This is a genomic window from Brenneria roseae subsp. americana (assembly GCF_003115815.1).
GTDB lineage: Bacteria > Pseudomonadota > Gammaproteobacteria > Enterobacterales > Enterobacteriaceae > Brenneria > Brenneria roseae.
On the sequence record NZ_QDKJ01000010.1, the window covers coordinates 99,577 to 122,708 of the forward strand.

General features: G+C 49.1%; 23 protein-coding genes and 1 other annotated feature. Of the genes, 15 read left to right on the forward strand and 8 right to left on the reverse strand.

The annotated features are described in order from the left end of the window. Positions 1 to 13: 13 nt before the first annotated feature. From hflD to rluE, 4 genes are all read right to left on the reverse strand, one after another. A complete protein-coding gene (gene hflD / locus B4923_RS13835; RefSeq protein ID WP_109054950.1) occupies positions 14 to 640 on the reverse strand; it encodes a high frequency lysogenization protein HflD in 627 nt (208 codons plus the stop codon). A gap of 2 nt (positions 641 to 642) precedes the next feature. Then, the gene (mnmA, locus tag B4923_RS13840; RefSeq protein WP_109054951.1) at positions 643 to 1,749 is read right to left on the reverse strand and encodes a tRNA 2-thiouridine(34) synthase MnmA; all 1,107 of its coding nucleotides are present in this window, start codon (positions 1,747 to 1,749) and stop codon (positions 643 to 645) included. A 105-nt stretch (positions 1,750 to 1,854) separates the two neighbouring features. Then, positions 1,855 to 2,301, reverse strand: a complete 447-nt coding sequence (locus B4923_RS13845; protein WP_109054952.1) for an NUDIX hydrolase — start codon at positions 2,299 to 2,301, stop codon at positions 1,855 to 1,857. After that, entirely contained in the window at positions 2,294 to 2,920 is a 627-nt protein-coding gene (rluE, locus tag B4923_RS13850; RefSeq protein ID WP_170116064.1) for a 23S rRNA pseudouridine(2457) synthase RluE, read from the reverse strand. The genes B4923_RS13845 and rluE overlap by 8 nt, the downstream gene beginning before the upstream one ends. 131 nt (positions 2,921 to 3,051) lie before the next feature. Here rluE and icd point away from each other — a divergent pair, with 131 nt between their 5' ends. Continuing rightward, positions 3,052 to 4,305, forward strand: coding sequence for an NADP-dependent isocitrate dehydrogenase (gene icd / locus B4923_RS13855; protein ID WP_109054954.1), 1,254 nt, complete (start codon positions 3,052 to 3,054; stop codon positions 4,303 to 4,305). A 126-nt stretch (positions 4,306 to 4,431) separates the two neighbouring features. On the opposite strand, the gene B4923_RS21095 is transcribed toward icd, so the two are convergent. Continuing rightward, complete coding sequence (locus B4923_RS21095; RefSeq protein ID WP_109054955.1) at positions 4,432 to 4,698, reverse strand: hypothetical protein; 267 nt, start codon at positions 4,696 to 4,698, stop codon at positions 4,432 to 4,434. A gap of 401 nt (positions 4,699 to 5,099) precedes the next feature. Here B4923_RS21095 and B4923_RS13865 point away from each other — a divergent pair, with 401 nt between their 5' ends. The 6 genes from B4923_RS13865 (at position 5,100) to B4923_RS13890 (ending at position 12,471) form a co-directional block, all read left to right on the forward strand. Next, positions 5,100 to 5,357 (forward strand): hypothetical protein, encoded by a 258-nt coding sequence (locus B4923_RS13865; protein ID WP_109054956.1) that lies wholly within the window; start codon positions 5,100 to 5,102, stop codon positions 5,355 to 5,357. Positions 5,358 to 6,229: 872 nt separating this feature from the next. Beyond that, positions 6,230 to 8,398: a sensor domain-containing phosphodiesterase gene (locus tag B4923_RS13870; protein ID WP_109054957.1), complete on the forward strand. Its 2,169-nt coding sequence runs from the start codon at positions 6,230 to 6,232 to the stop codon at positions 8,396 to 8,398. Positions 8,399 to 8,632: 234 nt separating this feature from the next. Beyond that, the gene (gene htpX, locus B4923_RS13875; protein ID WP_109054958.1) at positions 8,633 to 9,511 is read left to right on the forward strand and encodes a protease HtpX; all 879 of its coding nucleotides are present in this window, start codon (positions 8,633 to 8,635) and stop codon (positions 9,509 to 9,511) included. 328 nt (positions 9,512 to 9,839) lie between these two features. After that, entirely contained in the window at positions 9,840 to 11,006 is a 1,167-nt protein-coding gene (ogl, locus tag B4923_RS13880; RefSeq protein ID WP_109054959.1) for an oligogalacturonate lyase, read from the forward strand. Positions 11,007 to 11,225: 219 nt separating this feature from the next. Beyond that, complete coding sequence (gene kdgR / locus B4923_RS13885) at positions 11,226 to 12,017, forward strand: DNA-binding transcriptional regulator KdgR (RefSeq protein ID WP_109054960.1); 792 nt, start codon at positions 11,226 to 11,228, stop codon at positions 12,015 to 12,017. Positions 12,018 to 12,204: 187 nt separating this feature from the next. Further along, the gene (locus B4923_RS13890; RefSeq protein WP_425428630.1) at positions 12,205 to 12,471 is read left to right on the forward strand and encodes a YebO family protein; all 267 of its coding nucleotides are present in this window, start codon (positions 12,205 to 12,207) and stop codon (positions 12,469 to 12,471) included. A 214-nt stretch (positions 12,472 to 12,685) separates the two neighbouring features. On the opposite strand, the gene B4923_RS13895 is transcribed toward B4923_RS13890, so the two are convergent. Continuing rightward, on the reverse strand, positions 12,686 to 13,126 hold the full coding sequence (locus B4923_RS13895; RefSeq protein WP_109054961.1) for an FMN-binding protein: 441 nt from the start codon (positions 13,124 to 13,126) through the stop codon (positions 12,686 to 12,688). Positions 13,127 to 13,562: 436 nt separating this feature from the next. Between B4923_RS13895 and thrS the strand changes: the two genes are divergently transcribed. The 8 genes from thrS to ihfA all read left to right on the forward strand — a co-directional run bounded on the left by thrS (position 13,563) and on the right by ihfA (position 20,791). Further along, positions 13,563 to 15,491, forward strand: a complete 1,929-nt coding sequence (gene thrS, locus B4923_RS13900) for a threonine--tRNA ligase (protein ID WP_109054962.1) — start codon at positions 13,563 to 13,565, stop codon at positions 15,489 to 15,491. A 3-nt stretch (positions 15,492 to 15,494) separates the two neighbouring features. Then, entirely contained in the window at positions 15,495 to 16,037 is a 543-nt protein-coding gene (gene infC / locus B4923_RS13905) for a translation initiation factor IF-3 (protein WP_109054963.1), read from the forward strand. A gap of 98 nt (positions 16,038 to 16,135) precedes the next feature. After that, positions 16,136 to 16,333, forward strand: a complete 198-nt coding sequence (gene rpmI / locus B4923_RS13910; protein WP_109054964.1) for a 50S ribosomal protein L35 — start codon at positions 16,136 to 16,138, stop codon at positions 16,331 to 16,333. 42 nt (positions 16,334 to 16,375) lie between these two features. Further along, a complete protein-coding gene (rplT, locus tag B4923_RS13915) occupies positions 16,376 to 16,732 on the forward strand; it encodes a 50S ribosomal protein L20 (RefSeq protein WP_109054965.1) in 357 nt (118 codons plus the stop codon). Positions 16,733 to 16,873: 141 nt separating this feature from the next. Next, positions 16,874 to 16,999, forward strand: a sequence feature (Phe leader region). Beyond that, positions 16,880 to 16,924 (forward strand): pheST operon leader peptide PheM, encoded by a 45-nt coding sequence (pheM, locus tag B4923_RS20790; protein WP_121514181.1) that lies wholly within the window; start codon positions 16,880 to 16,882, stop codon positions 16,922 to 16,924. (Overlaps the previous feature by 45 nt.) A gap of 104 nt (positions 17,000 to 17,103) precedes the next feature. Next, on the forward strand, positions 17,104 to 18,087 hold the full coding sequence (gene pheS / locus B4923_RS13920) for a phenylalanine--tRNA ligase subunit alpha (RefSeq protein ID WP_109054966.1): 984 nt from the start codon (positions 17,104 to 17,106) through the stop codon (positions 18,085 to 18,087). A 15-nt stretch (positions 18,088 to 18,102) separates the two neighbouring features. Continuing rightward, positions 18,103 to 20,490 carry a phenylalanine--tRNA ligase subunit beta gene (pheT, locus tag B4923_RS13925; protein WP_109054967.1) on the forward strand — a complete coding sequence of 796 codons (2,388 nt, stop codon included), beginning with the start codon at positions 18,103 to 18,105 and terminating at the stop codon, positions 20,488 to 20,490. Positions 20,491 to 20,494: 4 nt separating this feature from the next. Next, positions 20,495 to 20,791: an integration host factor subunit alpha gene (gene ihfA, locus B4923_RS13930; RefSeq protein WP_009112984.1), complete on the forward strand. Its 297-nt coding sequence runs from the start codon at positions 20,495 to 20,497 to the stop codon at positions 20,789 to 20,791. Positions 20,792 to 20,845: 54 nt separating this feature from the next. Here ihfA and B4923_RS13935 read toward each other — a convergent pair whose 3' ends face one another. Both B4923_RS13935 and B4923_RS13940 read right to left on the reverse strand, forming a co-directional pair. Continuing rightward, positions 20,846 to 21,199, reverse strand: coding sequence for a nitrous oxide-stimulated promoter family protein (locus tag B4923_RS13935; RefSeq protein WP_109054968.1), 354 nt, complete (start codon positions 21,197 to 21,199; stop codon positions 20,846 to 20,848). Between the two features lie 135 nt (positions 21,200 to 21,334). After that, positions 21,335 to 23,053 carry an ABC transporter ATP-binding protein gene (locus B4923_RS13940; RefSeq protein ID WP_109054969.1) on the reverse strand — a complete coding sequence of 573 codons (1,719 nt, stop codon included), beginning with the start codon at positions 23,051 to 23,053 and terminating at the stop codon, positions 21,335 to 21,337. Between the last annotated feature and the right edge of the window lie 79 nt (positions 23,054 to 23,132).

The following is a 23,132-nucleotide window of genomic DNA, read 5'->3' on the forward strand; positions in this document are numbered from 1 at the left end:
GATTAATCGATTGTCAGCAACGAGCCAGTATCTGTTTGGCTTGTTTGACCAGATGACCGCGGAAAAACATCAACTGAAGACGTCCTCCGCCAATCTGTTGCCACAGTACGGCAGACCGAATTCCGGCCAGCAACACCGCGCGTACCTTGGCCTGAATCTGACTGTTTTTCAGTATGTCCGGCGAACCCATGACCTGAATACGCGGCCCCAGCGCACTGATCACATCAACATAAATACCGGCCAGCGCGCCGATGATCGTATCAGAGAGCAGTTCAAAATGCTCCAACTGCCGTTCCAACTGCCCGATGCGTTTACCCAGTTCGTCCAGCGAGGCAGGTTTGGCATTCAGCTTACGCTCAAGGGCGATCAGGCTGAACGCGTAACGCGATAGTTCGGCGCCCGGACCTTTACTGCTGGTGTTCAGAATTCCCAGCAAGGTTTCCAGACCGGTTTTCAGGTTACTTTCCGCATCACCATAAACCGACAGCGTAGATGTCGGGTTGACTACCAGAATACTGTTCAGAGAGGTGTGCAGAACACTATTGTCGCAATGACCGGTATGCGCCAATTGCTGAACCAGATGGGCCGACTGACAGATGCCCGCCAGCGCCAGGGTAATATCATGATAATTTTTCGCCACGATCACTCCTGTAAACGTTCTTCAATAATGCCTCCGCCAAGGCAGACCTCACCCAGATAGAAAACGGCGGACTGTCCCGGGGTGACTGCGGCGACCGGCTCATCAAAACGAACCGAGATGCGGTCTTCGCCGAGTGGGGTGACCGTACAGGGAATATCAGCCTGACGGTAACGGGTTTTGACGACGCAACGTAATGCCGCAGTCAGCGGTTGACGGTCGACCCAATGTAACTGTTGGGCAATTAACCCGTACGACATCAGGCGAGGGTGCTCGTGCCCTTGCGCGACGTACAAAATATTATTGGCGACATCTTTGTCTACGACATACCACGGATCTTCGCCGCCGTCTTTGACGCCGCCAATGCCCAGCCCCTTACGCTGTCCCAGCGTGTGGTACATCAGCCCCTGATGCTGGCCCATCGGTTTGCCATCATCAACGGATAATATTGGGCCCGGTTGGGCTGGCAGGTAACGCGCCAGGAAATCGGTGAATTTACGCTCGCCGATAAAACAAATGCCCGTGGAGTCTTTTTTCCTGGCCGTGACCAGTTCCAGTTGTTCGGCAATTTTGCGAACCTCGGGTTTTTCCAGTTCCCCGACGGGAAACAGACTTTGCGCGATTTGTTCGTGGCTTAGCGTATAGAGGAAATAGCTTTGATCTTTATTGCCATCCACACCACGCAGTAAACGGCTTTTGCCGTCAACGTCCTGACGGCGGACGTAGTGACCGGTCGCAATGTAATCCGCACCGAGATCTTCGGCGGCAAATTCGAGGAAGGCTTTGAATTTGATTTCTTTGTTGCACAGAATGTCCGGATTGGGGGTGCGGCCGGCTTTGTATTCTGCCAGAAACAGTTCAAATACATTGTCCCAGTATTCGGCAGCAAAGTTAACGGTGTGCAGCTCAATACCCAGTTTGTCACAAACGGCCTGGGCGTCGGCAAGATCGGTTGCCGCAGAACAATACTCCGTGTCGTCATCCTCTTCCCAGTTCTTCATGAACAGGCCTTCAACATGATAGCCCTGTTGTTGTAACAGGTAAGCGGAAACGGATGAATCAACACCGCCGGACATACCGACGATCACTTTTTTCTGGCTGTTATCTGACATGGACATCTCACGAACTGGAATACTTACGCATTAAAAGCAAAAACAGGCGGCGCATTTTAGCATGTTGCGTTGGGGCCTGCACCGCTATTCCTGACGGACCGGCTGTTAAAAAGGCCAGTTAAAGGCTTGTAACAGGGTTAAAGGATAACGTTCTGGCTGCTGATAGCAGCGAATACTTTCCGCCACCAGTGGAGATCGCAGGCAGTGCGAATGCAGAATTTCTTCGGCGCTCAGCCAGTGGCAACACTCAATATCGCTGTCGTGGGGTTGGGTTTCGGCACGCTGCGGGAGATCGAGAGCAAAACAGAAGCGCAGAAACGGGGTTTGGTCTGGTGCAATCCACTGATGCATACGCAGAAAATGTTGCGGCACGGCGTGAATTCCCGTTTCTTCCCATAGCTCGCGACTGGCCGCCTGGATCAGCGTTTCATCGGCTTCCAGATGTCCTGCGGGTTGATTCCACAGGCGTTTATCGTTAATCAACTCTTCAACGACCAGAAAATGGTTCTCGGCCTGAACAACGCAGGCAACCGTAACATGAGGTTTAAACATCGGTGATTTCCTTCCATTCTCCGGGTAACAGGGTTCCCACTGTCTGATTGGCCATGCTGTAGCGAATCAGACGCAGTGTCGGGTAACCAATATGGGCGGTCATACGGCGAACCTGACGGTTACGCCCTTCATACAACGTGATTTTCAGCCAGCAATCGGGAATGCTTTTCCGCTCGCGAATCGGTGGCGTCCGTGCCCACAGCCATACCGGTTCTTCTACAATCTCGGCGCCCGCTGGCAGCGTCTTCCCATCTTTCAGCTCAAGCCCACCGCGAAACTGTGCCAGCGCGTCATCATCCGGGATGCCTTCGACCTGCACATAGTAGATTTTTGCCGTTTTTTGTGCCGGTTGCGTGAGTCTGGCCTGTAGTTTACCGTCATTGGTCAGGATCATCAGTCCTTCGCTGTCCCGATCCAGACGCCCGGCGGCATAGATATCGCTTAGTGGAATATAGTCCTTTAGCGTCTTGCGGCCCGCTTCATCGGTGAACTGCGGCAAGACATCAAAGGGTTTATTGAACAGCACGATGCGCCGGGGGGCGTTATCTGGACGCCTTTTTCGTGCCGTCTGCGAGCTGAATCGTTTAACGTTGTGATTTTTAACAGGGAATTTATTCATCATCTTTATGGCCGCGGAAAACAAAAGCATTATACTCGAAATGGTTTGCGATTGGCGCGGGCTGAATATTCAAGTAGTATTGACACGCATCTTACAAGTCATTAACAAAATTGCGCTCGAAGGAGAGGTTAATGGAAAGCAAAGTAGTTGTACCGACAGAGGGGCAAAAGATCACGGTTGATGCCCAAGGCAAACTGGTTGTCCCCAATAATCCGATAATCCCGTTTATTGAAGGCGACGGCATTGGCGTCGATGTGACGCCCGCCATGATTGATGTCGTGAACGCGGCAGTGAAAAAAGCCTATCAAGGCAAGCGCGCTATTTCCTGGATGGAAATTTATACCGGTGAAAAATCCACACAAATTTATGGTAAAGACGTTTGGCTGCCTGAAGAAACGCTGGATCTGATTCGTGAATACCGTGTTGCGATTAAAGGCCCGCTGACCACACCAGTAGGCGGCGGCATTCGTTCTCTGAACGTTGCACTGCGTCAACAGTTGGACCTGTATATTTGCCTGCGTCCGGTACGCTACTACGAAGGTACACCCAGCCCGGTAAAACATCCGGAGTTGACCGATATGGTGATTTTCCGCGAAAACGCAGAAGATATCTATGCGGGTATCGAATGGAAAGCGGGTTCGGCGGAAGCTGACAAAGTGATCAAATTCCTGCGTGAGGAAATGGGCGTTAATAAAATCCGTTTCCCTGAACAGTGTGGTATCGGTATTAAACCGTGTTCCGAAGAAGGAACGAAACGTCTGGTTCGCGCCGCAATTTACTATGCGATCACCAACGATCGTGATTCCGTCACGCTGGTGCATAAAGGTAACATCATGAAGTTCACCGAAGGCGCCTTTAAAGACTGGGGTTATCAGTTGGCGCGCGAAGAATTCGGTGGTGAACTGATCGACGGCGGTCCGTGGGTTAAGATTAAAAACCCGGACACCGGCAAAGACATTGTGGTAAAAGACGTGATTGCCGATGCGTTCTTACAGCAAATCCTGCTGCGTCCTGCTGAATATGATGTTATCGCCTGTATGAACCTGAACGGCGACTATATTTCTGATGCGTTGGCGGCACAGGTTGGCGGTATCGGTATTGCGCCGGGAGCCAACATCGGTGACGAATGCGCGCTGTTCGAGGCGACTCATGGTACGGCGCCGAAATATGCGGGTCAGGACAAAGTGAACCCGGGTTCCGTCATCCTGTCTGCTGAAATGATGCTGCGTCACATGCAATGGTTCGAAGCCGCCGACCTGATTGTTAAAGGAATGGAAGGCGCGATCAAGAACAAGACCGTGACCTACGATTTCGAACGTCTGATGGACGGCGCCAAGCTGCGGAAATGCAGCGAGTTCGCGCAGGACATTATCGATAATATGTAATCGGCGTTTATCGAAGATTAAGAAGAAGGGGCCTTTATTGGCCTCTTTGTTTTTGTTTTCCCCGTTATTTATCTGCAATGGTTGCCAATCGGTTTCTATTACGTCTACGTCAAAAACAGAGTCATTTCATGGTTGAAATGAGGCCAGCGGCCGTCTGAAATCAGCGGGGAGAGGCGACATGGCAACGGTTCTCAGGTGTCTGTTACAGATAAACCAAACTTCATTTCTGTCATTGGACAGAATGTAATAGGCGTCAGATGTTTCAGATGGATTGAACATTCCAATCGCGCGGTATGCCGTTTCAGCGTTAAAGCCGCTTTTGAGCGGCAAAGGGGTAGGGCCATTGTCCAACTCTTTTATTCTCAGATACAGACCTTCTTCAAACCAAAGCATACTGGCCTCTGAAATCTTACTGATGATTGTAAGAGTATAGGCGCGGGATCGTGTTTCCACCGTATGTCAGGATTTCGGCAAGTATAAAAATTAGAATCATTATTGGCAAAAAATACTATTTCGGAGTTTTTACCGTATTTTATGCTAGGGAAATCGCCTCCTTACTTGTTTATTTTGTTATTCAGTCTGGGTCATTGTCGCTATCAAAAAAACTAATGTAATGATTCTCTTCATAGGTTCGTCTTATTACACCGCGACTTTGTTAAAAACGTGGATTTAACTTGATCTAAATCACAATCTGACTGTATGCATTTTGTTCTTATGAAAATCCCGTTGTGGGAAAATAACTCATCGATAGGTTTCATAAAGGCATGCTAATAGTGATATGCCGCGGAGGATGTATGTCTGTAATTCGCACGTGTTTGAGTCTTTTTGGCGGTGATACTGTGATCGTTCGGTGTCCTAATACCTTTGAACTTCAAATGGTTAATGGTAGTCAGACCGAAAACGACCAGAATCAGACGGTTACGTCGGGCGCTATTAGCGTTAGTGCGGAAAATGAGATTTATTTAACGGTCCCGTATACCGGTGATTGGGATTTAATCATCAAGGCAAAAAATAATACGCCGGAACATTCGATAAGCTATTTTCCAGCCTGATTATATCGTGGCCAGTAATTTATCTAATAAAAAATCGATGCGATAACCGTATATATCCAATAGCTTTTGAATCCAGGAAGGCAGTTGAATGAATCCCCAGGCGTTTACACAAGGAAGTGACCTGAGGGCAATTGACGAATGCCAGAAAGGAGCCGTAATGAGGACTGTGCTCTTTCAACCTGAAAGATGGCGGGTAAACCTGAACCGGCAGGGAAACATGGATATCTGGGAACCCTTTGACAGCGATCGCTGATGTGCTGAATATCGGCGTCTCAGCAAAACCGCATTACTATGCAAAAAGGCCGTTTTTTTCGTAAAAATAAGTTTCTGAAAACCGTTCCCGGTGCAATCATGTCGCGTACTAAAGACATCTCCTCCTCCCGAATTTAACTCTCCTTGCTGTGAACGCTTTGGTGCTATCTGCATAAAAGGTACACAATTCAGCATGTTTTCCAACGATGAACCTCGCGAGAATTGATCAAGAATACTTGTCGCAGTAAGCATCTGATCAGTTCCGTTATCGTGCAAAAGTTTGCATTCCAGCTTTGCAAGCAATACCACTCCGACTTGGTTGTAATCAATATGTGTGATGGCTTTTTATGTAGCCATTGAGCAATAAGTTATCCAAAGATCTTAATACATCGGATTGTTGTTAGTGTGTGCCAAGGGGATAGACACGGGATCTTTTGCCATAATTATTTATCAACGATGGGAGTTTACTGCTCTGAATATGGGTTTTTTACCCATAATTCTGCTTGCCAGCGCGGGGTTACCGTTTGCGCCGATACCATTGCAACAATTCATTATATTTATAACTTAAATTTTACTTTTTAATCTGAAACCTAAGACGATGGATACTGTAGGGGGAACCTATGAGTCGTGCCCCAATAGGCAAAGATGAAGCTGCCCGTATTGCTGCTCTTCGTGAGTATGGTATCAAAAATTTTTTATTTGATACTGGCCTTAACAATTTGATTAATCTGGCGGCAAATATTTTTGACGTTCCTATTGTCTGGATCTCATTGCTGGAATCAGAACGACAGCTATTTGCGGCGAGTCTGGGGATTGCTTTTTATGAAACGCCAAGAGATCTCTCTTTTTGTACCCATGCGATTCTGAAAAAGAAAATCATGGTGGTTCCCGATGCCAGCAAAGATCTACGTTTCAAAAATAACCCGTTGGTGACCGGCGTCCCTCATGTTCGGTTTTATGCCGGTATTCCATTAAGAACACCGGCGGGCTACGCGATTGGTACGCTCTGCATTGTTGACGTCAAGCCTCGTCTCGCTTTCAGCGCCAGAGACGAACACAATTTGCAGGATTTGGCTGTACTGGTGATGGATAAGCTGGAAATGCGGCGCCTTGATTTAGCGCGAAAAGCCAGTCAGGTGCGATTTGAAAATATCGCCAATACATCGCCAGACAGTATTATCTGCGTGAATGAGAAAGGCGTGATTACGTTTTGGAATGCCGCTGCTCACAAGATGCTTGAATATATCGGCGATGAAATTATTGGCTTAAATATTAATACCATCGTGCCCGATGATTTTCTTGTGCAGTTGGATCACCTGATTAGCGATCGTGAGGCCTTGCTCAAAGGCGTCATGTTGGAACTGACTGTCAGAACCAAAAGCGGTGTGATGGTGCCTGTCGAGCTGTCGATTTCCATGTGGGAAGATAATGAGCATGTCAGCTACGGCGCAATTCTGCGTGATATCACTGAGCGCCGTCGTAATGAAGAACGGCTGTTTTTACTCGCGCATATGGACCCGCTCACCGGGCTTGCAAACCGTACCTTGCTGACCACTAGCCTGGAACAGGCGCTGAAAAAAGATCCTGTGGTCTGCGTGATGATGGTCGATCTGGATGGTTTTAAGGATGTCAATGACAGCCTGGGCCATTCCAGCGGCGATCACATCCTGGTTCGTGTGGCGAAGAAAATTCAGTCCATTGCCCAGACTGGCGATCTGGTTGCCCGCATGGGCGGCGATGAATTTGTTTTGCTGTTTCAGGGGATGACCGACCCGCACGTCATATCCCGCATTGCGGAAAAAATTATCCACGAGGTTTCTCAGGCCATGATTATTGATGATCACCAAATCAATATCAGCGCCAGTATCGGGATCGTGCTGGCGCCTGAACATGGCGTTACGGCACAGGAATTGTTGACCAACGTGGATCTGGCGCTTTATCAGGCCAAGTCCGAGGGCCGAAATTGCTATCGGTTTTTTACCCGTGAGCTGCGCGAAATTTTTCAGGCCAGACATGCTTTCCAACTCGAGTTCGTGCGGGCGTATGAGCAACATGAATTTGAGATGTTCTATCAGCCGCAGGTAAATCTGGCGAGAAACGAGATTGTAGGCGCGGAAGCCCTGTTACGCTGGCGTCATCCACATCGGGGATTACTGGGACCGGGCGCGTTTCTTGCTGCACTGGAGCACGGTCCCTGGGCTGAGCGCGTTGGCGATTGGGTTGTTAAAACCGCTTGCGAACAAACTGCCCGCTGGCGTAATGCGGGCGCTGAAAATTTCCGCATCAGCATTAACCTGTTCAGCGCTCAGTTTCGTTCGGGAATGCTGGCGCAGAAGATTGCCGATGTGCTGATGCAGACGGGATTGCAGCCAAGTGCGCTTGAGCTGGAGATCACCGAAAACATTATTCTGCGCTATGACGAAAATATGTTGCAGCCGTTAAACGAACTTCGCGATGCAGGTATCGGAATTGCGTTTGATGACTACGGTACAGGCTATGCCTCGCTGAGTATGTTGAAAAACTATCCGGTGACGCGACTCAAGATTGATCAGACGTTTGTTCGCACCATGTGTGAATCACCCGCGGATGCGGCGATTGTTCGGGCAATACTCTATCTCGGCAAAAGTTTCGGGTTGGGGGTCATTGCGGAAGGGGTCGAAACGCAGGAGCAGTGCGAGCGCTTGAGAAGCAAAGGCTGCGAGGAGGCACAGGGATATTTGTTCGGTCATCCGATGTCAGCGGCGGATTTCACTCGGCTGCTGAAAATTGATCTTCCCGCCGCTGAATAATCATTCAACGTTCTACCATTACGAAGGAATAGCCGACCATGCTGGTCAGCGGTGGATTATCGGTTGGGAAGATAAGGGGCAAATAGATTAATGCAAAGCGACTTTCCTTTTGAAAAATGTAAAGTTATGTGGATTTAGTAACTGAAAAGTTAAGAATGCTTGAAAATGCCATGGCAACCCATACGATGTGAGTGTTGCAAACTTTATTTTTCTGCGAGAGGAAATCAGACTTCTATGATGCGTATTGCACTTTTCCTGATCACCAACCTGGCGGTGATGTTGGTTTTCGGGCTGGTACTCAGCCTGACGGGAATTCAATCCAGCAGTGTCCAGGGTTTAATGATTATGGCTGGGCTGTTTGGCTTTGGCGGTGCGTTTGTTTCTCTGCTGATGTCCAAATGGATGGCATTACGATCTGTCGGTGGTGAAGTGATTGAACGGCCACGCAATGAAACAGAGCGCTGGTTGCTGGAAACTGTCCGTTCGCAGTCACAGCAGGCCGGTATCGCGATGCCTCAGGTAGCGATTTACCATGCCCCTGATATTAACGCCTTCGCAACCGGCGCCCGCCGTGATGCGTCACTGGTTGCGGTTAGCACGGGCTTGCTGCAAAACATGAGCCGTGATGAGGCGGAGGCCGTCATTGCGCATGAAATCAGCCATATTTCCAATGGCGACATGGTCACGATGACGCTGATTCAAGGTGTCGTGAATACCTTTGTCATCTTTATTTCCCGCTTGATCGCGCAGGTCGCGTCGGGCTTCCTGTCCGCTAATCGCGATGGCGAGAGCAGCAGCGGCAATCCGCTGGTTTACTTTGCGGTGGCAACCGTGCTGGAACTGGTGTTTGGCATACTGGCCAGCATTATTACCATGTGGTTCTCCCGTTACCGTGAGTTCCACGCTGATGCCGGTTCAGCAAAACTGGTCGGGCGTGAAAAGATGATTGCCGCGTTGCAGCGTCTGAAAACCAGCTACGAACCGCAGGAAGAAAACAGCATGATGGCGTTCTGTATCAATGGTAAATCCAAATCATTCAGCGAGCTGTTTATGTCGCACCCGCCGTTGGACAAACGCATCGAAGCGCTGCGTTCAGGGGCTTATCTGAAATAAGGTTATAGCGGCCTTTCTTAAAAGCCTGGGCTAATAGAAGCCTGAGTTCGGTATTCCACCGGCCTCAGGCTTTTTTCTTTCTGAAACGCCGCCGCCGGTTTCTGTAACATCAGGCATAAAATGGTTTCATTGAATCTGAAACATCTGGTGAAAACAGAAAGAATGTTTTATAAAATAAAACCACGATCACGGAAAAATGAAACATTGTTTCTATAATGTCAGCATACTAGGTAATTCGTGTGAGAAAGTATAGCCAGAGTGACGGGTCTTCCTGGTTGTATGCTCGTGCGACGTCAGATTCTTCATGATAAGTTCTAAGGATTTACGGATGGCCAAAGGCAACAAATTCCCCCTAAAATTTCATTCCTATCAGGATGCGGCAACCGGCACCGAAGTGGTGCGCTTAACCCCGCCCGATGTCATCTGCCACCGCAATTACTTTTATCAAAAATGTTTCAGCAATGATGGAAGTAAACTGCTGTTTGGTGGCGCGTTTGATGGCCCGTGGAACTATTACCTGCTGGATCTGAACACGCAGGAAGCCACGCAGTTGACCGAAGGCAAAGGTGATAACACCTTCGGCGGGTTCCTGTCTCCTGACGATGATGCGCTGTACTATGTGAAGAACGTACGTAACCTGATGCGCGTCGATCTGAAAACGCTGGAAGAGAAAACCATTTATCAGGTTCCTGATGATTGGGTTGGTTACGGCACCTGGGTAGCGAATTCTGATTGCACCAAGATGGTTGGCATTGAAATCAGGAAAGAGGATTGGAAACCGTTAACTGACTGGAAAAAATTCCAGGAATTCTATTTCACCAACCCGTGCTGCCGTCTGATCCGTGTTGATCTGGCGACGGGCGAAGCGGAAACCATCCTTCAGGAAAATAAATGGCTGGGTCACCCGATCTACCGTCCCGGTGATGACAACACGGTGGCGTTCTGCCATGAAGGGCCGCACGATCTGGTTGACGCCCGTATGTGGTTCATCAATGAAGACGGCACCAACATGCGTAAAGTGAAAGAGCATGCTGAAGGCGAGAGCTGTACCCACGAATTCTGGGTTCCTGACGGCTCAGCGATGATCTACGTTTCTTATCACAAGGGTAATCCAAACCGCTATATCTGTAGCGTTGACCCAGTTACGCTGGAAGATCGTCAACTGACCGTTATGCCAGCCTGTTCTCACCTGATGAGCAACTATGATGGATCGTTGCTGGTGGGCGATGGTTCCGACGCACCGGTTGATGTGCAGGATGACGGTGGTTACAAGATTGAAAACGATCCTTTCCTGTATGTATTTAATATGCAAACCGGCAAGCAACACCGTGTGGCGCAACATAATACATCCTGGAAAGTGCTGGAGGGCGACCGTCAGGTAACGCATCCGCATCCTTCTTTCACACCGGATAATAAGCAAATTCTGTTTACTTCCGATGTTGACGGAAAACCGGCGCTGTATCTGGCGAAGGTGCCGGACTCAGTTTGGCAGTAACAATACTTGATAAACCGTGCCGTCATGTTGAATGTCGCGGTTTATTACCTATAAATTTGCTTACATAGTTAATTCGTAACGTTTCTGACGCTGATATTTATCAAAGTTACTTGATTATCGTCTTTGCTCCATTGCCATAATCAAAGCGTTCCCTTTATACTAAAACCATTGTTCTATTTTTTTTAAAACAAGAAAAAACTGAGTAGGGTAACCACAAAAATGGCTATTGCAGATTTAGATAAACAACCCGATTCCGTGTCGTCCGTTTTAAAGGTTTTTGGTATTTTGCAGGCATTAGGTGAAGAGCGTGAGATTGGTATTACCGAACTGTCTCAACGTGTAATGATGTCCAAAAGTACCGTGTACCGCTTCTTGCAGACGATGAAATCCCTCGGCTATGTAGCGCAGGAGGGCGAATCGGAGAAATACTCATTGACGCTTAAGTTATTTGAACTCGGGGCTAAGGCGTTGCAAAACGTCGATTTGATCCGTAGTGCGGATATACAGATGCGCGAGCTTTCGGTGCTTACGCGGGAAACCATTCACCTGGGCGCGCTGGACGAAGACAGCATCGTTTATATCCACAAGATTGATTCAATGTATAACCTGCGTATGTACTCGCGTATTGGGCGTCGTAACCCATTACACAGTACGGCTATTGGTAAAGTGCTGCTGGCATGGCGCGACAGAGAGGAGGTGGAGGAAATCCTCTCGACGGTCGAATTTACCCGCAGTACGCCGCATACTCTCTGTACCGCGGATGAACTGATAACGCAGTTGGATCTGGTGCGTGGGCAGGGATATGGTGAAGATAATGAAGAGCAGGAAGAAGGGTTGCGTTGCATCGCGGTTCCTGTTTTCGACCGTTTTGGCGTGGTTATCGCCGGCTTGAGCATTTCATTCCCGACCATTCGTTTTTCTGAAGAAAACAAACTCGGATACGTTAAGATGCTGCATATCGCCGCCAGAAATATCTCTGAGCAGATGGGATACCACGAATATCCATTCTGATTTAAACCGTGCAGTTAAGCCTGTCTTTGCGGCAGGCTTTTTTTATGGCGCGGGCTATCGGTTCCGTGACTCGCAAAGGTGATACCGGCAAGAGTATCGAACTTGTCGGGCGCTCAGTGTTAAGATGAGTGCAGCGAACGGCTGTTTGCCGTTTGTCCTGATTGACGGAATGTTAAGTGGAGTTGGTGTGAACATATTAGAAATGGTCTTTATCGCGCTGGTGGTAGTGCTGGTGATGCTGGTTTGGTTTTTCATTAACCGGGCGAGCGTTCGGGCAAATGAGCAGATTAAATTGCTGCATGAAATTGTTGAGCAGCAGCGGCAACAGTTGACGCTGTTAAACATGTTGGTTCCGCAGGAAGTGCGCGAAGAGAAAGCGGAAGACGCTGATGCGTTACAAATTCAAGAGCGTGATGATGTGCTGGCATTTAAAAACGTCATTCCTGAACGTTGATCACCGCGTATGACGATAGCCCGTGACGTTCGTGTATTTTACTGATCTATAAACTACCGCTGAAACTTGTTTGATTAACGTTACCCCAGTGAAATGGAAAAGGCTGCTCCGAAAGCTCGCCGATTCTCCCGCATTCAATCAAAATGCGGGAGATTGATTATAGCCGATGGTTATTGGATGAAATTATGATCATCTTTAATGATAACATTAGGGCTTATTCTATCTTGGCCGTTTCCAGATTGCCTGCTTTGGCGTTCTGTATCGCCGCGCCTGCCAGTATTTTAAAATCTTCCGTTGAATGTGTTGCGCCGGTGACGCCATCAACCTCTGCAACATTTTGTTTTTCCAGTAAGCTCTGAGAAAGCTTGACGGTGTAAATAGTGGGTGATGTGCCGGTCACGGCGTGCATTTTCTTGATGTATTCTTCGTCGCTGGTTTTCAGATGACCATCTTTTTCACTGGTGTAATCAAATTTGACCTCAGTGATTTTTCCATCTTTATAGGTTAAGTCTAGAAAAGGTTTCCAGCCATTCTCATCAAAGGTGATCGCTTCGGCTTTATAAGTGCCATCTTTAATCGCACTCTCTGCAGCAAAAACACCGACCGCAAAAAAGCTGTTAAAACTACAGACAACAATTTCATTTTCATACTTCATTTCCTTTCTGGATGATGGGAATAGTGACAATGTAAAACCATTAATGTTGAGTGGGTATTAAAATCAGAATAGCGTTCTATTTTTTTGAATTCAGTGTTCCAATTAACAGATTTATACTAATGCGCGCTTTTATTGCGGCGTTTAAGGTGGGCATGTTGATGCCGTGCTGTGGCGGCGAGGGCGAGGGTGTTCATCATGTTGATGGTTTCCCTCGATTAACCTGTTGTGACTGGCTTTAACACACGCATTATACGGTGTATTATTACCGCGACGTTATCCATGTCACGCTGGTGGGCATTTTTATGTATGCGCATCCATGTGTATATATTTCGCAGAGTATAGAGGAATAGCATGGTTAACATTTTGATGTTCAATAGTTAAATGATTTTGTATGTGATCTTTCGTGTGGGTCACCACTGCAAATAAGGGAATTATAATGCCTGTTATTACCCTTCCTGATGGAAGTCAGCGTCAATATGACCACGCCGTTTCTCCCCTTGATGTTGCCCTTGATATTGGTCCCGGATTGGCAAAAGCCTGTATTGCCGGTCGTGTCAATGGCGAACTGGTAGACGCCAGCGACAAAATCGAAACCGATGCGCAGTTGGCGATTATCACTGCCAAAGATGAAGCGGGGCTGGAGATTATTCGCCACTCTTGCGCCCACCTGTTGGGGCACGCCATCAAGCAATTATGGCCAGATACCAGGATGGCGATTGGCCCGGTCATTGATAACGGTTTTTATTATGATGTTGATATCGATCGTACTCTGACTCAGGAAGATATCGATCTGCTTGAAAAGCGCATGCATGAGCTCGCCAGCACTGACTATGACGTGATTAAAAAGAAAGTCAGTTGGCAGGAAGCGCGCGATACGTTTGCTGCCCGCGGTGAGACTTATAAAATTGCCATTCTGGACGAGAACATCAGTCATGATGATCGCCCCGGGTTGTATCATCATGAAGAATACGTCGATATGTGCCGTGGTCCGCACGTGCCGAACATGCGTTTCTGCCATCATTTCAAATTGCAGAAAACATCAGGCGCCTACTGGCGCGGCGACAGCAAAAATAAAATGCTGCAACGTATTTACGGTACCGCCTGGGCAGATAAAAAACAGCTTGGGTCTTACCTGCAACGCCTCGAAGAAGCGGCCAAACGCGATCACCGCAAGATCGGCAAGCAGCTCGATCTTTACCATATGCAGGAAGAAGCGCCGGGTATGGTGTTCTGGCATAATGATGGCTGGACTATCTTCCGCGAATTGGAAGCGTTCGTACGCATGAAGCTGAAAGAGTACCAGTACCAGGAAGTGAAAGGCCCATTCATGATGGACCGCGTGCTGTGGGAAAAAACCGGGCACTGGGACAACTACAAAGAAGCGATGTTTACCACATCGTCAGAAAACCGTGAATATTGCATTAAGCCGATGAACTGCCCGGGTCACGTACAGATTTTCAATCAGGGATTGAAATCTTATCGCGATCTGCCGCTGCGTATGGCCGAGTTCGGTAGCTGCCATCGTAATGAGCCGTCGGGTTCCCTGCATGGTTTGATGCGCGTTCGCGGCTTTACTCAGGATGATGCGCATATCTTCTGTACTGAAGAACAAGTGCGTGATGAGGTCAATAGCTGTATCAAAATGGTGTATGATATGTACAGCACCTTCGGTTTTGAAAAAATCGTGGTGAAATTATCTACCCGTCCTGAGAAACGTATTGGCAGCGATGAAATGTGGGATCGTGCCGAGAAAGATTTGGCCGCCGCATTGAGCGAAAATGATATTCCATTTGAATATCAGCCTGGCGAAGGGGCGTTCTACGGACCAAAAATTGAATTTACCTTACATGATTGTTTGGATCGCGCCTGGCAGTGTGGTACGGTGCAACTCGACTTTTCACTACCGGGTCGCCTGAATGCCTCCTACGTGGGTGAAAGTAACGAACGTCAGGTACCGGTAATGATTCACCGTGCCATTCTGGGATCAATGGAGCGCTTCATCGGTATTCTTACCGAAGAATTCGCCGGCTTCTTCCCAACCTGGTTGGCACCGGTACAAGCGGTGATTATGAATATCACCGATAGCCAGTCTGATTATGTCAGCGAATTGACCAGAAAACTGCAAGAAGCAGGCATTCGCGTAAAAGCAGACTTGAGAAATGAGAAGATAGGCTTTAAAATCCGCGAGCACACTTTACGGCGTGTTCCCTATATGCTGGTCTGTGGCGATAAAGAAGTGGAAGCAGGGAAAGTTGCTGTCCGCACTCGTCGAGGTAAAGACCTGGGGAGCCTTGATGTCAGTGAAGTTATTAGCAAGCTGCAACAAGAGATTCGCAGCCGTAGTCTTCATCAATTGGAGGAATAAGGTATTAAAGGCGGAAAACGAGTTCAACCGGCGCGTCCTAATCGCATCAACAGAGAAATTCGCGCACACGAGGTACGCTTAACTGGCGTCGAAGGCGAACAGCTTGGCATTGTCAGTCTGAATGAAGCATTAGAAAAAGCCGAGGAAGCAGGTGTTGATTTAGTTGAAATCAGTCCGAACGCCGAGCCGCCGGTTTGCCGAATCATGGATTACGGCAAGTTCCTCTATGAGAAGAGTAAGGCCACAAAGGAACAGAAGAAGAAACAAAAAGTTATTCAGGTCAAGGAAATCAAATTCCGGCCTGGTACCGATGATGGCGACTATCAGGTCAAACTACGCAACCTGGTTCGCTTTCTGGAAGATGGCGATAAAGCCAAAATCACACTGCGTTTCCGCGGTCGTGAAATGGCGCACCAACAGATTGGTATCGAAATGCTTAACCGTGTTCGTGACGATCTGAGTGAACTGGCAGTGGTTGAATCCTTCCCATCGAAGATTGAAGGCCGCCAGATGATCATGGTGCTCGCACCTAAGAAGAAACAGTAAGGCATTCAAGTAACCGAACCCGCGCCGCGCTTGCGCTGTGCGGGTTTTGTTCGCCTTATCTGATTCGTTGTAATTAACAATGCGAAGTGGAAATTAACATGCCAAAGATTAAAACAGTACGTGGCGCCGCTAAACGCTTCAAAAAAACCGCCAAAGGTGGTTTCAAGCGTAAGCATGCTAACCTGCGTCATATTCTGACCAAAAAAGCGACTAAACGTAAACGTCATCTGCGTCCGAAAGGCATGGTCTCCAAAGGAGATCTGGGCCTGGTCGTTGCATGTCTGCCTTACGCATAAGTAACCTTTTTGAATTTAGAATAAGACTTTAGGAGAGAGCATATGGCTCGCGTAAAACGTGGTGTGGTTGCTCGCGCACGTCACAAAAAAATACTGAAACAAGCGAAAGGTTACTATGGTGCCCGTTCGCGCGTTTATCGTGTTGCCTTCCAGGCAGTAATCAAAGCTGGTCAATACGCTTACCGCGACCGTCGTCAACGTAAACGTCAATTCCGCCAGCTGTGGATTGCACGTATCAATGCAGCATCCCGTCAGAATGGCTTGTCTTACAGCAAATTCATCAATGGCCTGAAAAAAGCCTCTGTTGAAATTGACCGTAAGATCCTGGCTGATATCGCCGTATTCGACAAAGTCGCATTCAGCGCACTGGTTGAAAAAGCGAAAGCAGCACTGGCATAAGTCAGTTAAAAGAGGGAGCATTGCTCCCTCTTTTAGTTGCGTTAACGCTCAGATAAACAAGTATTCCTGTTGACATTTTGTGTGTCTCATCTTTCAATAAAGCAGTTTTATTTTTCCGTTTTACGATGACGACAAGGTAACGCAAGTATGCATACTGCTATTTTCCGTTTCTTTTTTTACTTTAGCGCCTGATTTCAGGGTGGCTTTGCGCGTAAGAAAAGAAACGAAAAGTAGCGCCTAAGCCTCCCTCAGGGAGGCTTTTTTGTTTAATAAGCATAATTTTCAATATGCGGAAAAAGCATCACGCGTTATTGAATAAAATATTTTCCAATCATGACAGTTGGCCATACAGGCAGAAGAAGAGGAATGCAATGCCACATCTCGCAGAGCTGGTTGCCAAAGCCAGAACAGCCATAGAAGAGGCCCAGGACATTACCGCACTGGAAAATGTGCGCGTCGAGTATCTTGGCAAAAAAGGTCACTTAACCCTTCAGATGACCTCGCTACGCGAGCTGCCGGCTGAAGAGCGTCCTGCGGCAGGCGCTGTTATCAATCAGGCCAAGCAAGACGTGCAGGAAGCGTTGAATACCCGGAAGCAAGTGCTGGAGACGGCTGAGCTGAATGCCCGGCTGGCGGAAGAAACGATTGATGTGTCGCTGCCTGGCCGTACCATCGAAAACGGTGGCCTGCATCCGGTGACCCGCACCATCGATCGCATCGAAACCTTTTTCGGCGAGTTGGGTTTTTCCGTGGCGACAGGGCCGGAAATCGAAGACGATTATCATAACTTCGATGCGCTGAACATTCCCGGGCATCACCCGGCGCGCGCCGATCACGATACTTTCTGGTTCGATGCGCAGCGTCTGCTGCGTACGCAGACTTCCAACGTGCAGATTCGCACCATGGAAAAACAGCAACCGCCTATCCGCATCATTGCTCCTGGCCGCGTATACCGCAATGACTACGATCAGACGCATACGCCAATGTTCCACCAGATGGAAGGGCTGATTGTGGATAAAAACATCAGCTTTACCAATCTGAAAGGGACCTTGCACGATTTCCTGCAAAACTTTTTTGAGGAAGACCTCCAGGTTCGTTTCCGTCCTTCCTATTTTCCGTTTACCGAACCGTCGGCCGAAGTTGATGTCATGGGTAAAAACGGAAAGTGGCTGGAAGTGCTGGGCTGCGGCATGGTGCACCCCAATGTACTGCGTAACGTGGGCATCGACCCGGAAGTATACTCCGGATTTGCCTTCGGCATGGGCATGGAGCGCTTTACCATGCTGCGTTACGGCGTAACCGATTTGCGCGCATTCTTTGAAAACGATCTGCGTTTCCTCAAACAGTTTAAGTAAGGCGGGAATATCATCATGAAATTCAGTGAACTCTGGTTGCGCGAGTGGGTAAACCCGGCGATTGACAGCGAAGCATTATCTGAACAAATCACCATGGCAGGCCTTGAAGTTGATGGTGTTGAGACTGTTGCCGGATCGTTCCACGGCGTTGTCGTGGGGGAAGTCGTTGAGTGCGGACAACATCCGAACGCCGATAAACTGCGTGTGACAAAAGTTAATGTGGGCGGCGATCGCCTGCTGGATATTGTTTGCGGTGCGCCTAATTGCCGCAAAGGCTTAAGGGTGGCGGTCGCCACTATTGGTGCGGTGTTACCAGGCGATTTCAAAATCAAAGCGGCCAAACTGCGCGGCGAGCCGTCTGAAGGGATGTTGTGCTCATTCTCCGAGCTGGGTATTTCTGACGATCATAGCGGCATTATCGAATTACCGCTGGATGCGCCGATTGGCACGGATATTCGTCAATATCTGCAACTGGACGATACCGCCATTGAAATCAGCGTAACGCCAAATCGTGCCGATTGCCTTGGCATCATTGGCGTTGCTCGCGATGTGGCCGTACTGAACCAATTACCGCTGACAGAACCAGAAATTCAGCCTGTTGCGGCAACCATTCAGGATACGTTCCCGATTCAGGTTGAGGCGCCGCAGGCTTGTCCTCGTTATCTGGGGCGCGTCGTCAAAGGCATCAATGTTAAAGCGGCTACGCCGCTGTGGATGCGTGAAAAGCTGCGCCGCAGCTGTATCCGTTCTATCGATCCGGTAGTTGATGTCACCAACTATGTTTTGCTGGAGTTGGGCCAGCCGATGCATGCGTTCGATCTCGACCGTCTGGAAGGCGGGATCGTGGTGCGTCTGGCTAACGATGGCGAAACGCTGACGCTGCTGGACGGCAATGAAGCGAAGCTGAATGCGGATACGCTGGTGATTGCCGATAAACAAAAGTCGCTGGCCCTGGGCGGCATTTTCGGCGGGGAGCATTCCGGCGTTAATGAAGACACGCAGAATGTCCTGCTGGAATGTGCTTATTTTAACCCGCTGTCCATCACCGGGCGTGCGCGCCGCTATGGCTTACATACCGATGCATCCCATCGTTACGAACGCGGTGTCGATCCCGCATTGCAACATAAAGCAATGGAGCGAGCCACGCGTTTGCTGATCGAGATTTGCGGCGGTGAAGCGGGCCCGGTGGTGGATGTGACCAGCGAGGCGAATTTACCTGCGCGGGCGACGATTACGCTGCGTCGTGAAAAACTGGATCGCCTGGTTGGTCACGTCATTGCGGACGAGCAGGTAACCGATATTTTGCAGCGTCTCGGCTGCAACGTGACCAAAACAGAGGCGGGTTGGCAAGCGGTTGCGCCAAGCTGGCGTTTCGATATGGAGATCGAAGAAGATCTGATCGAAGAAGTTGCCCGTATTTACGGTTACAACAATATCCCGAATATTGCCACGCTCGCACCGTTGACCATGACTTCACATCGTGAGGCGACGCTTTCTCTCAAGCGCGTCAAGACGTTATTGGTCGATCATGGCTATCAGGAAGCAATTACTTACAGTTTTGTTGACCCGAAAATTCAATCGCTGATCCATCCCGGCGAAGACGCGTTGATTCTTCCCAGCCCGATTTCAGCAGAGATGTCAGCGATGCGTCTCTCCTTGTGGAGTGGGCTGCTGGGCGCGGTGGTGTATAACCAGAACCGCCAGCAGAGCCGTCTGCGCCTGTTTGAAAGCGGTTTGCGTTTTGTGCCGGACAGCAGTGCCGACCTGGGAATTCGTCAGGATTTCATGTTGGCAGGTGTGATTACCGGCACTCGCTACGAAGAACATTGGGATCTGGCGCGTCAGACCGTTGACTTCTATGATTTAAAAGGAGATTTGGAAGCGGTGCTGGCGTTGACGGGTAAACTGTCTGACCTTGAGTTCAAGGCTGAAAGTAATCCGGCATTGCATCCAGGGCAAAGTGCTGCTATTTATCTTTGCGGGGAACGTATTGGATTTATTGGTGTTATCCACCCGGAACTGGAGCGCAAGCTGGATCTGAATGGACGCACAGTCGTGTTTGAGTTGCTGTGGGATAAGGTTGCAAACCGCATTCTGCCTGACGCGAGCGACATTTCCCGGTTCCCTGCAAACCGTCGTGATATTGCTGTGGTAGTGGCTGAAAATATCCCCGCAGGCGATGTTTTAGCCGAGTGTAAGAAAGTTGGCGCAAATCAGTTAGTTGGCGTAAACTTATTCGACGTGTACCGAGGAAAGGGCGTAGCTGATGGTTACAAGAGCCTGGCTATCAGCCTGATCTTACAAGATACCTCGCGTACACTGGCAGAAGAGGAAATTGCCGCTACCGTTGCAGAATGTGTAGCAGCATTAAAACAGCGATTCCAAGCATCCTTGAGGGATTGAACCTATGGCGCTTACTAAAGCTGAAATGTCAGAATACCTGTTTGAGAAGCTCGGGCTGAGCAAACGGGATGCCAAAGAGCTAGTCGAGCTGTTTTTTGAAGAAGTTCGTCGCGCTTTGGAAAATGGCGAGCAGGTCAAATTGTCGGGTTTTGGCAATTTTGATTTGCGAGACAAGAACCAACGACCGGGACGTAACCCAAAAACTGGCGAAGATATTCCGATTACGGCGCGCCGTGTGGTCACGTTCCGTCCGGGGCAAAAGTTAAAAAGCAGGGTAGAGAACGCCTCTCCCAAAGAGTAAACGAGATAACCCAAAAGGCCGCGCAAGCGGCCTTTTTCTTTAAGAGGGTCGTGGCTATCTGGGGCCGGTTTTTGATGCCGGATAGTCCGGTACCGGACGGTGATCGTCGATCAAATGGCGGATGGCCAGAATCGGATGGTGAAGCAACATGCGCGGTCCTGACCAGCGCATAATCGCTTTGATTTCTTCTCGTCTGGCGGGTTGATAACAGTGAATAGGGCAGTGCTTACACGCGGGTTTCTCTTCCCCAAAGTAGCAACGTTCCAGACGATTGATGGCGTAATCAAATAGACGGTTATATTTGTCTTTGCTGTCGATTTCGGGGTGATGCTTTTCGTACAATTCGATCATCAACCCAACGGTGCGAATCTCACGTTGCCTGTGTTTGCCCAGAGGTTTTCTCGCCATGTCCGTCATTTTCTGATGGAGTAATAATAGATATATTTTAAATGCAATTTATTTGAGTTAAAACCACCAGAATCACATCCAGAGGGAAAATAAAGGAAGAGGCGAGGGACAGACGCCCTCGCGAAGAGAAGAGAATCAAGCGTGTCCGAACTGTGCCTGATGCAAACTGGCGTAAATCCCGCTATGCGCGATTAAATCCTGATGACTGCCTTGCTCAATGATACCGCCGTGATCGACCACCACAATGCGTTCGGCATTCTGAATGGTTGCCAGCCGATGGGCAATAACCAGCGTGGTTCGTCCCGCTGAAAGATCGCTGAGCGATTGTTGAATCGCCTGTTCGGTGGCGGTATCCAGTGCGGAAGTCGCTTCATCAAGGATCAGAATCGGTGGGTTTTTCAGAAAAATCCGGGCAATGGATAAACGCTGCTTTTGTCCACCAGATAATTTGACGCCGCGTTCACCAACGATGGTATCCAGACCGTCAGGCAGATTCTCAATCAGTTCATCCAGTCTGGCGCGTTGCGCCGCCTGCATGATTTCTTCATCGCTGGCGCCCAATTTGCCATAGGCGATATTTTCACGAATGCTGCCGCCAAACAGAAAGACATCCTGTTGAACGATACCAATCTGGCTGCGCAGAGAAGCCTGCGTCATGTCGCGGATATCAATACCATCAATGGTGATGCTGCCGCTGGTTAAATCATAAAAGCGGGGCAGCAGCGAACAGAGTGTGGTTTTCCCTGCGCCTGAAGGTCCGACGAAGGCGATCGTTTCGCCGGCGCGAATCGACAGGTTAACGTTATGAATGATGGGACGACCGGGCGAATAGCCGAAGCCAACCTGGTTGAACCGGATATCGCCTTTGAGTGGACCCACATCGCGGGCGTTGGGAGCGTCAGCAATTTCCGGCACGGTATCAATCAGTTGGGTAAAACGCTTGAAACCGGCAATGCCTTTCGGATAGCTCTCCAGCACAGAGGTAATTTTGGCGACGGGGCGGAAGAACACTTCGATCAGCAACAGGAAGCCGATAAAACCGCCGTAGGTCAGTTCACCTTCAATGACATACCAGATGCCTGCCAGCATGACGATCAGCTGAATCAGACGTGTGCTCAGGTAGCTGAGCGTCAAGCTGGCGGTCATGATGCGATAGGCCTGAAGTTTGGTACGGCGATAGTTTTCATTGTCATGGGAAAACAGCTTTTTCTCATGCGCTTCGTTGGCGAAAGCTTTGACGACGCGAATACCGCCGACGCTTTCTTCAATCCGGGCATTGAAATTACCAACCTGGCCAAATAACTGGCGCCAGGTCTCGGTCATGCGGGCGCCATAGCGGCTGACCAGAAACGTCATGAACGGCACGATGACGATAGTGAGCATAGCCAGTGGCAGATGTACGGTAGCCATCAGAATAAACGCGCCAATGAAGGTCATAATGGCGATAAACAGGTCTTCCGGACCGTGATGGGCAATTTCGCCCACTTCCTCCAGATCTTTGGTGACGTGGGTAATGATATGCCCGGTTTTCATATTGTCGTAATAGCGGAAAGGGAGCTTTTGCAGGTGCTCAAACGCCTGGCGACGCATATCGGTTTCGATGCCTACGCCCAGCGCGTGTCCCCAATAGTTAACAATGGCCATGAGTCCGGTATTCAGCAAATACACGATCAATAGCGCAACTGAGGCCAGCAGAATCAACGACCAGTTCTGCTCTGGCAGCAGCTTGTCGATGAACGCTTTAATCGCCATCGGGAAACCCAGTTCAAGCAGCCCTGCGATAATGGCACAGCCAAAATCCAGCACAAATAACCCTTTATAAGGGGAGTAATAAGAGAAGAAGCGCCGTAACATACCGTTATTTTTTGCGTTAAATAAATGTGAAATCTACTATAACAGGTTATTGCATCGAGAGGGATATCCACAACCCGTG